This window comes from Devosia sp. SD17-2 (assembly GCF_029201565.1).
In the GTDB taxonomy this organism is placed as follows: Bacteria; Pseudomonadota; Alphaproteobacteria; order Rhizobiales; family Devosiaceae; genus Devosia.
On record NZ_CP104002.1, the window covers coordinates 2,401,281 to 2,414,071 of the forward strand.

General features: G+C 63.4%; 13 protein-coding genes. 8 read left to right on the top strand and 5 right to left on the bottom strand.

Features of this window, described 5'->3' with window-relative positions:
- Positions 1-32 precede the first annotated feature (32 nt).
- The 5 genes from gatA to NYQ88_RS11810 form a co-directional block, all read right to left on the bottom strand.
- Positions 33-1,517, bottom strand: coding sequence for an Asp-tRNA(Asn)/Glu-tRNA(Gln) amidotransferase subunit GatA (gatA, locus tag NYQ88_RS11790; RefSeq protein WP_275651335.1), 1,485 nt, complete (start codon positions 1,515-1,517; stop codon positions 33-35).
- Positions 1,510-1,971 carry a hypothetical protein gene (locus NYQ88_RS11795; protein WP_275651336.1) on the bottom strand — a complete coding sequence of 154 codons (462 nt, stop codon included), beginning with the start codon at positions 1,969-1,971 and terminating at the stop codon, positions 1,510-1,512. The genes gatA and NYQ88_RS11795 overlap by 8 nt, the downstream gene beginning before the upstream one ends.
- Positions 1,968-2,450 (bottom strand): GNAT family N-acetyltransferase, encoded by a 483-nt coding sequence (locus NYQ88_RS11800; RefSeq protein ID WP_275651337.1) that lies wholly within the window; start codon positions 2,448-2,450, stop codon positions 1,968-1,970. Before NYQ88_RS11800 ends, NYQ88_RS11795 begins: the two co-directional genes overlap by 4 nt.
- A 1-nt stretch (position 2,451) precedes the next feature.
- Positions 2,452-2,739, bottom strand: coding sequence for an Asp-tRNA(Asn)/Glu-tRNA(Gln) amidotransferase subunit GatC (gatC, locus tag NYQ88_RS11805; RefSeq protein WP_275651338.1), 288 nt, complete (start codon positions 2,737-2,739; stop codon positions 2,452-2,454).
- Between the two features lie 87 nt (positions 2,740-2,826).
- Positions 2,827-3,342 carry a hypothetical protein gene (locus NYQ88_RS11810; protein ID WP_275651339.1) on the bottom strand — a complete coding sequence of 172 codons (516 nt, stop codon included), beginning with the start codon at positions 3,340-3,342 and terminating at the stop codon, positions 2,827-2,829.
- Positions 3,343-3,415: 73 nt separating this feature from the next.
- On the opposite strand from NYQ88_RS11810, the gene ruvX reads away from it, so the two are divergent.
- From ruvX to topA, 8 genes are all read left to right on the top strand, one after another.
- Positions 3,416-3,868 carry a Holliday junction resolvase RuvX gene (gene ruvX, locus NYQ88_RS11815; RefSeq protein WP_275651340.1) on the top strand — a complete coding sequence of 151 codons (453 nt, stop codon included), beginning with the start codon at positions 3,416-3,418 and terminating at the stop codon, positions 3,866-3,868.
- 91 nt (positions 3,869-3,959) lie between these two features.
- On the top strand, positions 3,960-4,943 hold the full coding sequence (locus NYQ88_RS11820; protein WP_275651341.1) for an aspartate carbamoyltransferase catalytic subunit: 984 nt from the start codon (positions 3,960-3,962) through the stop codon (positions 4,941-4,943).
- A complete protein-coding gene (gene pyrC, locus NYQ88_RS11825; protein WP_275651342.1) occupies positions 4,940-6,232 on the top strand; it encodes a dihydroorotase in 1,293 nt (430 codons plus the stop codon). The genes NYQ88_RS11820 and pyrC overlap by 4 nt, the downstream gene beginning before the upstream one ends.
- A gap of 26 nt (positions 6,233-6,258) precedes the next feature.
- Positions 6,259-6,759 (top strand): DUF1993 domain-containing protein, encoded by a 501-nt coding sequence (locus tag NYQ88_RS11830; RefSeq protein ID WP_275651343.1) that lies wholly within the window; start codon positions 6,259-6,261, stop codon positions 6,757-6,759.
- Between the two features lie 263 nt (positions 6,760-7,022).
- Positions 7,023-7,964: an IS110 family transposase gene (locus NYQ88_RS11835; protein ID WP_275651212.1), complete on the top strand. Its 942-nt coding sequence runs from the start codon at positions 7,023-7,025 to the stop codon at positions 7,962-7,964.
- Positions 7,965-8,188: 224 nt separating this feature from the next.
- A complete protein-coding gene (plsY, locus tag NYQ88_RS11840) occupies positions 8,189-8,797 on the top strand; it encodes a glycerol-3-phosphate 1-O-acyltransferase PlsY (RefSeq protein ID WP_275651344.1) in 609 nt (202 codons plus the stop codon).
- A gap of 2 nt (positions 8,798-8,799) precedes the next feature.
- Entirely contained in the window at positions 8,800-9,927 is a 1,128-nt protein-coding gene (gene dprA / locus NYQ88_RS11845; protein WP_275651345.1) for a DNA-processing protein DprA, read from the top strand.
- A 113-nt stretch (positions 9,928-10,040) separates the two neighbouring features.
- Complete coding sequence (gene topA, locus NYQ88_RS11850) at positions 10,041-12,725, top strand: type I DNA topoisomerase (RefSeq protein ID WP_275651346.1); 2,685 nt, start codon at positions 10,041-10,043, stop codon at positions 12,723-12,725.
- The last annotated feature ends 66 nt before the right edge of the window (positions 12,726-12,791 follow it).

Genomic DNA, 12,791 nt, shown 5'->3' on the forward strand with positions numbered 1-12,791 from the left:
ACGGGTGAAGATGGGGCCGGCAAAAGCCACTTTTACCACCAGCGGGTGGGGGCGAAATCGTCGCCGGTGCTCTTTTCGATGACGCGGGCCGCGGCAAAAAGCGTCTCTTCATCGAACGGCTTGCCGATGAGCTGCAGGCCAAGCGGCAGGCCCTTGGCGTCGCGCCCGGCCGGCACGGCAATGCCCGGCAGGCCAGCCATGTTCACGGTCACGGTAAAGATGTCGTTGAGGTACATGGCGACCGGATCGGCTGCCAGCGCCTCGTCGCCAATACCAAAGGCGGCAGAAGGCGTTGCCGGGGTCAGGATGGCGTCGACACCCGCATGGAAGGCGTCTTCAAAGTCCTTCTTGATCAGGGTGCGGACCTTCTGTGCCTTGACGTAGTAGGCGTCGAAATAGCCGGCAGACAGCACATAGGTGCCGATCATGATGCGGCGCTTGACCTCGCGGCCGAAACCGGCAGCGCGGGACAGTTCATAAAGATCGGTAATGTCCTTGCCGGAAACGCGCAGGCCATACTTCACGCCGTCATAGCGAGCGAGGTTAGACGAGGCTTCGGCGGGCGACACGACGTAGTAGGCTGGCAGCGCATATTTGGTATGCGGCAGCGAGATGTCCTTCACCGTCGCGCCCTCGGCCTTGAGCCATTCAAGGCCCTGGGTCCACAGCGCTTCGATTTCAGCGGGCATGCCATCCATGCGGTATTCGCGCGGAACACCGATGGTGAGGCCCTTGACGCCACGCGCGACGGCGGCAGCAAAGTCAGGAACCGGAATGTCGACCGAGGTCGAATCCTTGGGGTCAAAACCCGACATCGACGTCATCAGCAGCGCCGCGTCTTCGACGGTGCGCGCGATCGGGCCAGCCTGGTCGAGCGAGGATGCATAGGCAACCGTGCCCCAGCGCGATGCACGGCCATAGGTCGGCTTGATGCCGACGGTGCCGGTGAACGCGGCCGGCTGGCGAATCGAACCACCCGTGTCCGTTGCGGTCGCGCCGGCGCACAGCCATGCGGCAACGGCGGCAGCCGAACCACCGGAAGAGCCACCGGCCACCAGCTTGGCGTCAGAGCCTTCCGCGCGGTGCGGATTGACCACCGGACCGTAATAGGAGGTCTCGTTGGACGAGCCCATGGCGAATTCGTCCATGTTGAGTTTGCCCAGCATCACGGCGCCATCGCGCCAGAGATTGGCGGTCACGGTCGATTCATACTCTGGCTTGAAGCCGTCGAGGATGTGGCTGGCCGCCTGGGTGTGAACACTTTTGGTGGCGAACAAATCCTTCACGCCCAGCGGAATGCCTTCCAATGGACCGGCTTCGCCGCGCGCCAGCTTTTCGTCGCTGGCCTTGGCCATGTCGCGCGCTTGCTCGGGCGTTGTCACCACATAGGCGTTGAGCTTGTCATTGGCGGCCTCGATGGCGTCGATATAGGAATCGGTCAGCTCGGTCGCGGTAAAGCTCTTGTCCTTGAGGCCCTTGCGGGCTTCGGCGAGGCTCAGCTTGGTCAGATCAGTCAACGGTAATCTCGCTCAGATTGTCGCAGCGTGTGTAGAGCGTTGCGCCGGGTGTCGCAACCTCCGGGTTCGGCTCAAATATGCCGGCGGCCACCATTGCCGCGTCATAGGCCGAAACCACTTGTATCTGCGTATCGGAATAAGGCGTTATCGCCAGGATATCCGGGTAGATTTCACCCGGCAGTTCGCAAATCGTATCGACGAAGAGGTGGGTGCTGCCTTCGCGGCCCTTCACCTCGTAGAAATTGCAGTGAAATTCCATGGACTGGATGCCGCGCCCAAAGGTGAGGCCGAGAAAATCCAGATCCATAAAGGCGTCGATGCCCTTGTCCTCGACGGCTGCGCAGGCAGCCGGGTCGCTGACATAGAGCCTCGTCTGGTCGATGCGCAGGTCCTCCTGCGCCATGGCGGCGCCGGACCCCAAGATCACCAGACACAACGCCCAGCTCAATTTCATGCCGCCTGTTCCCCCTCGAGGTTCAGCTCGAAAAAGGCCGACCATTCGCTCTCAGGATAGTCGAGGAACGGTCCGCGCGAAGCAAAGCCATAGCGCGTATAGAGGCGATGCGCCTCGGCCATGCCGTCACCGGTGCCGGTTTCCAGCATCACGCTGGCCAGCCCGCGCTCGCGCGCCAGCCCGACGATCCGCTCCAGCAACTGCCGACCGACGCGCTGCCCGCGAACCTCGGGAAGCGTATACATGCGCTTGACCTCGCCCAGCGTCGGCCCGTGTACCTTGAGGGCACCCATGCCGACCGCCCTGCCCGCCTCATCGCGGGCCACGAACAGCGTGGTATCGCTGTCGGCCATCTGCTCCACGGTCATCTTGAACTGGAATTCGAGCGGCGAAAGCGGCAGCAAATGCGCATTGAGATGCGCGACGAGGTCGCGCACATCGTCCTGCAAAGGCGTCTCAATGGCGATGCTGACGCCCATTCTACTCGACCACCTTCGGGACCATGAAGAAATTGTCTTCGGTCAGAGGCGCGTTCTTGACGATCTTTTCGGGATAACCGCCGTCGGACACGACGTCATCGCGACGACGCAGGGTCATCGGGGTCACAGAAGTCATCGGCTCGACGCCGTCGACGTTCACTTCAGCGAGCTGTTCGACGAAGCCCAGAATGGAATTGAGCTCCTGCTGGTAGCTCGCCACTTCTTCTTCCTCGATGCGGATGCGCGCAAGGCGCCCGATGCGTTTGACGGTGGCTGCGTCGACAGACATGGCTAACTCCAGCAAATAAAGCGGTCTTTGCCGCGTTATTAGCAATGGCGCGGCCGAAAAGACAATGAAAATGGCGGCAGGCCCGCCTCAGACTTCCACAGCCAATGCGCGCTCAAGCGCGATCATGCCGGTCCCATCGAGCTTATCCCGCGCTGCCGCAAAGGCCTTTTCCAGCTCGCCGTCATCCCCGGCCAGAGCCAGGAGGCGTGGCGATGCGCCCTCAAGGAGGCTCTCCAGCCGACCGGCAAGCTCATGACCGGACAGCACAAACACCGCGCGATCCGCCCATTTGCCCAGCTTTGGCAGCCCCCCGCGCGCCACCACCACGGGAGCCTCGCCATCGGCGTCGATCACCAGCGTGTCGCCATCCAGCGCCACCACTTCCGGAGGCCGATTCTGTTCTTCCACCTCAAGCGGCCGCAACGCCGCCCGCGGCTTCCAGTCGGCCACGATATCCCTGTCACCAAAGGCCACGACCTGGTCAGCGCCACTCACCAGTTCCGTCCGGTCGATTCCCGCCCCGGCCGCCTCCGGCTCCACCACCACAATCGCCCCCCCGGCATGGATGCGAAATGTCGAAGCGCCAAACCAGGTGAGTTTCATTGAGGGTCACTCCATCGCCAAACCGTTCCCTGCACCCTATAGAACAAAGCCATCCATCCCCGCGAGCCCGACATTGACCGACGATCCCCTCTCCGACATCCCCGCCACCGGCAAGATTCTCTGCCTCGACCTCGGCACGAAAACCATTGGTGTCGCTGTGTCGGATGGCATGCGCTATTCGGCCACGCCGGTTGAAACCATCAAGCGCACCAAATTCACCCAGGATGCCGAGCGGATCATCGAACTCGCGCGACAGCACAGCGCCGTCGCCATCATCCTCGGCCTGCCGCTCAACATGGATGGCTCCGAGGGCCCACGCGTGCAATCGACCCGCGCCTTTGCCCGGAACCTGGCGCAAAAGCTCGACCTGCCCATTGCCTTCTGGGACGAGCGGCTCTCCACCTCAGCGGTAACCCGCATGATGATCGAGGCAGATCTCCGCCGCGACCGCCGCGCCGAAGTCGTCGACAAGCTTGCCGCGAGCTATATCCTGCAAGGCGCGCTCGATCGTCTGCGCCGCGGATAATTGCCGCAGAACCCCAGCTTCTGCCATGCAGAACCTTGCATATTGAGCCGTGCTCACATAGACCCCCATCCAACATCAAGGATGGGAGCGCATGGCCCAAATTCCTGCCAGCAACACCTCGTCGTCCACCGGCTCGTCTGGTGACTTCCCCCCCTTTAGCCAGCGCCATCTGATTTCGATCGCCGATCTCAAGCAGCACGAGATCATCGATCTGCTCGATCGGGCCGAGCGCATGGTCCCGGTCAGCCGGCAGGAGCGAAAATCCCTGCCCACGCTCGCTGGCAAGACACAGATCAATCTGTTCTTCGAGCCCTCGACCCGCACGCAGTCCTCCTTCGAGATCGCCGGCAAGCGCCTTGGCGCGATGGTGGTGAACATGTCGGTCAAGACCAGCTCGGTGTCCAAGGGCGAAACCCTTGTCGATACCGCGGCCACGCTCAACGCCATGCGGCCCGACGTACTCATCGTGCGCCATGCGGCGGCCGGCGCTGTCGAGCTGCTCAGCCAGAAGGTCGGCTGTTCGGTGGTCAATGCTGGTGACGGTGCCCACGAGCACCCGACTCAGGCGCTGCTCGATGCGCTCACCATCCGCCGTCACAAGGGCCGCATCTCGGGCCTGACCGTCGCCATCTGCGGCGACATCGCCAATTCCCGCGTCGCGCGGTCCAACCTCCTGCTCCTGCAGGCGCTCAATGTGCGCACCCGCGTCATCGCCCCGAAAAATCTGCTTCCGTCCGGCATCGAGCATCTCGCCACCGAAGTCTTCACCGACATGGAAGCCGGTTTGAAGGATGTCGACGTGGTCATGATGCTGCGCCTCCAGCATGAGCGGGCCAACGGCAAGATGATCCCTTCGGTGCGCGAATATTATCGCTTCTACGGCCTCGACGCCGCCAAGCTGGCTTTCGCCAAGCCCGATGCCATCGTCATGCATCCCGGCCCGATGAACCGTGGCGTCGAGATCGACCCGGCCATCGCCGACGGTGCGCGCTCGGTCATCACCGAGCAGGTTGAAATGGGCGTGGCCGTGCGCATGGCCGTCCTCGATGCCCTGCTGTCGGGAGACCAATCATGAGCCGCCCCCTTCTCATTGAAAACGCCCGCGTTCTGGACCCGGCCTCGGGCACCGACGCCCGTGGCGCCGTCCTCGTCGAGGACGGCCGCATTTCCGACATCGCCCTCGGCGGTCCGGTCGGCGTGCCCGATGGCGCCGAAGTCATCAACGCTCTTGGCCTCGCTCTCGCGCCCGGCCTGATCGACATGCGCGTCTTTACCGGCGAGCCAGGTTGGGAATATCGCGAAACCCTGGCCTCCGCAGGCGAAGCCGCCGCTGCCGGTGGCGTCACCAGTTTCGTGATGATGCCTGACACCCTGCCCGTCGTTGATGATGGCGCCGTAGTCGATTTCCTCATCCGTCGCGCCAAGGCAACGGCCAAGGTCAATGTCCTGCCCGCTGGTGGCATCACCAAGGGCCTTGCCGGCCAGGAACTGACCGAATTCGGCCTGATGAAGGAGGCCGGCGCCGTCTGCCTCTCCGATGGCCGCCGCTCGATCCAGTCGACCGCCATGCTGCGAACGGCCATGTCCTACGCTTCCAATTTCGACATGCTCTTCGTCCATCATCTCTCCGATGCCGGCCTGACTGGCGACGGCGTGATGAACAGCGGCCTTTTCGCCACCGTTCTCGGGCTGAAAGGCATTCCGCGCGAGGCCGAGACCATCCCGCTGGCGCGCGACGTCCAGTTGGCCGCCTTGACCGGCGTCCGCTATCACGCCGCCCAGGTGTCGACGGCCGGGTCCGTCGCCATTCTCAACAGCGGCAAATCCCGTAACCATCGGATCACCGCTGGCGTCTCGATCAACAATCTCTGCCTCAACGAGAACGACGTCGGCCGCTACCGCACCTATTTCAAGCTGGCGACGCCGCTGCGCTCGGAAGACGACCGCCAGGCCGTCATCGAAGGGCTCCGCTCGGGGGCCATCGATACCATCCATTCCGATCACGACCCGCAGGACAGCGAGGGCAAGCGCCAGCCCTTCGCCGAGGCCACCGACGGGGCCATCGGGCTTGAAACCCTGCTTGCCGCCGCGCTCCGCCTCCATCACTCGGATGAAGTGCCTCTCCTCACGCTTCTGCGCGCCATGACGTCCCGTCCGGCCGAAATCCTCGGGCTCGAGGCCGGCCGCATTGCCAAGGGTGCGCCTGCCGACCTCATTCTGGTCGATCTCGATTACCCCTGGCAGGTGGATGCAGCCACGTTGAAATCGCGTTCCCGCAACACCAGCTTTGAAGGCGCACGACTTGCCGGCAAGGTCATGCGCACCATCGTGGGGGGCGAGACAGTCTTTTCCCACGAAGGCTGACCTCTCCTCACACTCAGGAAGCAAAAATGACTTTGTCCATCTATTCGGCCTCGGTGCCGGTGTTTGCGCGTATGCTCGGGAATTTGCTGGCCATCTTCGGCAAGGCGGAAATTTACGCCGCCGAAAACGGCATCGATTTGCAGAGCTTCGTCGACACCCGTCTGGCCCCGGACATGCATCCGCTGCGCAATCAGGTGCAGATCGCGACCGATGGCGCCAAGGGCGTCACCTCGCGTCTCGCCGGTAAGCCGGTCCCCAGCTGGGCGGACGATGAAGTCTCCTGGGAGGATCTCAAGGGCCGCCTCCAGAAGGGCATTGATTATCTTGCCACTTTTTCGGCCGAAGACTTTGCTGGCGCTGACGAGCGCGAGATCACCCTGACCCTGGGCGGCAGGGAAATGCAGATGCGTGGCGAGGACTACCTTCTCCGCATCGGCCAGCCGAACTTCTACTTCCACGTCACCACGGCCTACGCCATCCTGCGCCATAAGGGCGTCCCCATCGGCAAGCGCGACTACCTCAGCTGACCTTTTTGGCCTTCACCAAGAATCCCAAATAAGCCACTGATTTTTACTGCATATTCCACCCATCTTCATTGCCCGGCTTGTGTGGAGGATCTGTGCTTTAGTGGTGGCATCAGCCGGGTTGCGCATCCCGGCTGATGCAGTCAGGAGGCCGTTTTGTCCGGCTGGTTTGTCACAGCCGAGGACGAGCAAGGCCCTGTCTGCTCCCTTTGACCCCGAACGGTTGATCGGGCTGTTGCCCGCACCACAAGCCTGGGAGCAAGGTCATGATACACGACACCCTCTTCGTTGGCATCGACGTTTCCAAGACGCATCTGGACGTTCATACCCATCCCGCTGGCAAATCCTGGCGTTGCAGCACTGGACCGGAGGCGCTCGCCGAGCTGACGCAGCGCCTGGCCAGACTGGGGCCGTTGGCCATCGGGCTCGAAGCCTCGGGAGGCTATGAAGCCCGCGTGGCCGAGAGCCTGCATGCCGCTGGCCTTGAAGTGCATGTTCTAGCCCCGGCGCGGATCCGCAGTTACGCGCGGGGTATCGGCCAATTGGCCAAAACCGACAAGATCGATGCCGCTCTGATCGCGCGTTATCTGCAGGCCGTGCGCGCCAGCTTGACCCCTTATGTGTCTGATCCGATCCGACAAAGGCTGAGCGCGTTCACAGCCCATCGGCGGCGGATCGTTGCGGAAAAGAGCGGCCTTGTCAGTCAGCTCGATACCATCGACGAGCCGCTTGTGCGCAGCCTGATCGAGGAGCGTCTGGCGGCCATCGCCCTGGAGATCAAACGCATCGAAGCGGCCATCACTGCCCTTCTCGCCGACAATCGCCAGCTCCAGCAGCGCCAGGCGCGGCTGCGGCAGGTGACCGGCGTCGGTCCGGTTCTGGCGATCGCCTTACTGGCCGACATGCCCGAGCTCGGCAAGGTCTCCGCCAAGGTGGCCGCAGCACTCATCGGCGTTGCCCCTTATGCCCGCCAATCGGGCGCATCGGATCGCAACGGCCGCTGTCTTGGCGGACGAAAACATCTGCGCGATATCGCCTACATGGCCGTGCTCAGCGCCATCAAGGTGAAAGACCCCGTTCTCGGCGACTTCTATCAAAGACTGCGCCTGCGCGGAAAACCCTTCAAACTCGCCATGATCGCAACGGTGAGAAAACTCATCACAATCCTCAACGCCATCGCCCGACAGGAACCGGCATTCCAACAGTGATGTCCACGGTTGCTTGTCCGGGCAATCCATCTTCCTCGTTTGCAAGTTCACCGGATCCGGCCCCGGCGTCACCGCCATCGCCTCCCTCCCCTTGTTGAGAGGGATTGAGGGTGGGGGCTGTCCCACCAGACGAGCCCCGCCCGCACTTTCCCCCGCCGCTGCGCCCCCGCCCCTTGCTCATTACCCAACCCGGCGCTACTCATCTCGGTAATAAGGGAGCAACCATGCCGACCGACTTTTTCCCGCTCATTCTCGCGCTCGTGCTCGGCTATCTGTCCGGCTCGATCCCCTTTGGGCTGATCCTGACGCGGGCGGCCGGTCTCGGCGACATCCGCAATATCGGCTCGGGCAATATCGGCGCCACCAATGTGCTGCGCACCGGAAACAAGAAAATTGCCGCCGCCACCCTGATCCTCGACGCCCTCAAGGCTGCGGTGCCGGTTCTCGTCGCCCGCTATTTCTGGGGCGAGGAAGCCGCAATGCTGGCCGCAGTCGGCGCCTTCTTCGGCCACTGCTTTCCGGTCTGGCTTGGCTTCAAGGGCGGCAAGGGTGTCGCCGTCATGATCGGCTCGCTCTTCGCGCTCGCATGGCCTGTGGGCATCATCTTCTGCGCCGTGTGGCTGATCGTTGCTTTCGCACGGAAAATCTCCTCGCTGGCGGCCCTCACGGCAGCGGCAACGGCGCCTATCTTCGCCTATCTCTTCGGCAGCCCGCTTTTGTCGATGACGGTGATCGCGCTCGCCTTGCTGCTCTTCTTCCAGCATCGTGAAAACATTGCCCGGCTTCTCGCCGGAACCGAGCCGACTATCGGCGGCTCGAAGAAAGCCGCCTGATCTTGGCGCGGGGGGACGATAAATATCTCACCCCCGCCCAACGCCTCGCCTGGCTCCGGCTTCTGCGCGCCGACAATGTCGGTCCCGTCACGTTTCGCCAGTTGCTCAACCGCTTCGGCTCGGCCGAGGAGGCCCTCGAGGCCCTGCCCGCCTTGGGCCGCTCTACAGGCCGCGCCCTGCGCATTCCGACCCTCTCCCAGGCCGAAGACGAGATCGCCGCTGCCGATGGCTATGGCGCCCGTCTGGTGGCGCTTGGCGAGCCTGACTACCCACCCCACCTTGCCCATATCCCTGGCGCCCCGCCGCTGATCACCCTCGCCGGAGGCGACAACCTCGACTGGCACCGCAGCGTCGCTATCGTGGGTGCTCGCAATGCCTCATCTGCCGGCATCAAGATGACGCGCCTGCTGGCGACCGAGCTGGGCACGCTTGGTTTTGTCATCGTCTCGGGCCTTGCTCGCGGCATCGACGCCGCGGCCCATCGCGCCAGCCTCACCGCCGGAACCATCGCAGTGCTCGCAGGTGGGTTCGACAAGATTTACCCGGACGAAAACATCCCGCTCGCCCACGACATTCTCGACAATGGCGGGGCGCTGCTTACCGAAATGCCCATGGGCTGGGAACCCCGCGCCCGCGACTTCCCAAGGCGTAACCGGCTGGTTTCCGGTCTGTCGCTCGGCGTCGTTGTGGTGGAAGCCGCCAAACGCTCCGGCTCCCTGATCACCGCTCGCCTGGCGCTCGAGCAGAACCGCGATGTCTTCGCCGTGCCCGGCTCTCCGCTCGATCCGCGCGCCGAGGGCGGCAACCTTCTCATCCAGCAGGGCGCGCGCCTCGTCACGTCGGCCCAGGATATTGCCGACACCATCGGCCACGCCGACCCCGCCCGCAAAATGCTGTTTGATCCGGAGTGGGTACCCGATCCGGCGCTCGACAGTCTCGACGCGCTCCCCGACGCCGATGACCGGGCGCGTCTCCTCAGTGCCCTCTCCAGCACGCCGATCGAGGTCGACGAGCTCCTCACCCAGCTCGCGCTATCACCCGCGGTAATGCAGATGCTGTTGCTCGAACTTGATCTCGCCGCCCGCCTCGAATGGTCCAGTGGCCAGCTGGTTGCCCTCCGCTATGATTGAGCACACCGCTTTCAAGCACAAAAGCGGGACCCGTGTGGCTCCCCGTTGACACCGGACCAGACGTTCACCATGTTGCGCGCTCTTTGAATGAGCAGTTGCGGAACGGATATTCCATGAAGGTCGTCGTCGTTGAAAGTCCGGCCAAGGCCAAGACAATCAACAAATATCTGGGCAAGGACTATGAAGTCCTGGCCAGTTTCGGCCATGTCCGCGACTTGCCCGCCAAGGACGGTTCGGTGCGTCCGGATGAAGATTTCGCCATGTCCTGGGAAGTCGACACCGCCGCAAAGAAGAGGATTGCCGACATTGCCGGCGCGCTCAAGGGCGCTGACGGTCTGATCCTGGCAACCGACCCTGATCGCGAAGGCGAGGCCATTTCCTGGCATATTCTGGACGTCCTGCGCGCCAAGAAAGCGCTCAAGAAGGACGTGCCGGTGCAGCGCGTCGTGTTCAACGCCATTACCAAGGATGCCGTCACGGCAGCCATGGCCAAGCCGCGCGACATCGACATGCCGCTGGTTGACGCCTATCTCGCGCGCCGCGCCCTCGATTATCTCGTGGGCTTCACGCTCTCGCCGATCCTGTGGCGCAAGCTGCCCGGCTCGCGTTCGGCCGGCCGCGTGCAGTCGGTGGCCCTCCGCCTCGTCTCGGACCGCGAATCCGAGATCGAAAAATTCAAGCCGCAGGAATACTGGTCCGTCGAGGCGCAGCTGGCCCAGGCCGGCAAGAGTTTCCTCGCGCGTCTGTTCTCCGTCGATGGCAAGCGCACCGACAAGCTCGACATCACGTCGGGTGACGACGCTGCCGAGCTGAAAAAGCTGATCGAAGCCGGCCAGTTCAACGTCTCCAACGTCGAGAAGAAGCCGACCAAGCGCAATCCGTATGCGCCGTTCACCACCTCGTCGCTGCAGCAGGATGCGTCTTCGCGCCTCGGCCTCTCGCCCAGCCGCACCATGCAGATCGCCCAGCGCCTCTACGAGGATGGGTTGATCACCTATATGCGTACCGACGCCGTGCAGATGGCCCCCGAGGGCATCGCCATGGCGCGCTCGGTCATCGGCAAATATTTCGGTGAAGAATATCTCCCGGAAAAAGCCCGCGTCTATCAGACCAAGGCCAAGAACGCCCAGGAGGCCCACGAGGCCATCCGCCCCACCGACATGTTCAAGCGCCCCGAGAGCCTCAGCCTCGATCCCGACCAGCAAAAGCTCTATTCGCTGATCTGGAAGCGCACGCTCGCCTCGCAGATGGCCTCGGCCGAGATCGACCGCACCAGCGTCGACATCGCCGTCAACGTCCCCGGACGTGCCGTCGCCCTGCGCGCCACCGGCTCGGTCGTCACCTTCCCCGGCTTCCTCACGCTCTATGGCGTCGAGGCCAAGACCGATGCCGAGGAAGAAGATGACGAGGGGCGCGAACTGCCGCCCCTCAAGGTCGGCGACAAGCCGGACCTCAAGAAGGTCGAGATCGAGCAGCATTTCACCCAGCCGCCCGCCCGCTACACCGAGGCGAGCCTGATCAAGAAGATGGAAGAGCTCGGCATCGGCCGGCCGTCCACCTATGCGGCCACGCTGACGACGCTCAAGGACCGCAACTACGTCAAGCTCGAGGGCAAGGCGCTGCATCCCGAAGATCGCGGCCGCATCGTCACCGCCTTCCTCGAGTCGTTCTTCAACCGCTATGTCGAATACGGCTTTACCGCGGGCCTTGAAGAGCAGCTCGACCAGGTCTCGGCCGGCGAACTCGACTACAAGGTGCTGCTGCGTGATTTCTGGAAGGATTTCACCGCCGCCACCGAGGAAATCAAGGATCTGCGCGTGTCGGAAGTTCTCGACGCGCTCAATGATCTGCTGGCGGACCATATCTTCCCGCCGCGCGAAGACGGCACCGAGCGTCGTCAGTGCCCGACCTGCGGCACCGGCACGCTCTCGCTCAAACTCGGCAAGTTCGGCGCCTTCATCGGCTGCTCGAACTATCCCGAGTGCAAGCACACGACCCAGCTCTCCGACGCTGCCAATGGCAATGCCGCCCAGGCTGGCGCCGGTGACGGCGTCCTCGGCACCGATCCCGAGAGCGGCGAAGAAGTCCATCTCAAGACCGGTCGCTTCGGCCCCTATGTCCAGCTTGGCGACGGCAAGGAGCCCAAGCGCTCCTCCCTGCCCAAGGGCTGGGAGCCCGACTCGCTGACGCTCGAAAAGGCGCTCCAGCTGCTGTCGCTGCCGCGCGAAGTCGGTCTCCACCCGGAAACCGGCCTGCCGATTTCGGCAGGTCTCGGGCGCTATGGCCCATTCATCCTCCACGACGGGAAATACGCCAATCTCCCTGATGTTGAAGAGGTTTTTACCGTCGGCATCAACCGCGCGGTCGATCTCATCGCGCAAAAGGCCGCTGGCGGCTTCACGCGTGGCGGCGGCGCTGCCGTGGCTGCGATCCAGACCTTTGAGCATGACGCCGGCCCGATCACGGTCCGCGCCGGTCGCTATGGCCCCTATGTCAATCAGGGCAAGATCAACGCGACCATCCCCAAGGATGTCAAACCCGAGGACGTCACGCTCGATCAGGCCATCGCCTGGATCGCTGCCCGCGCCGAGGTTACCGGCACCAAGGTGAAGAAGGCCCCGGCCAAGAAGGCTGCAGCCAAAAAGCCCGCGGCCAAGAAAGCGACCACCAAGAAGGCCGCTGCCGACGACGAGACTGCCGAGAAAAAGCCGGCTGCCAAGAAGCCTGCTGCCAAAAAGGCTGCCCCGAAGAAGGCCGCAGCAAAATCGACCGTCACCGACGAAGACGTGCCGTTCTGATAAAATGAGGGCGCGGCGCACCAGCGCCACGCCCTCTCTTCTTCTCTCCCAGGTAGGCCGGGTGAA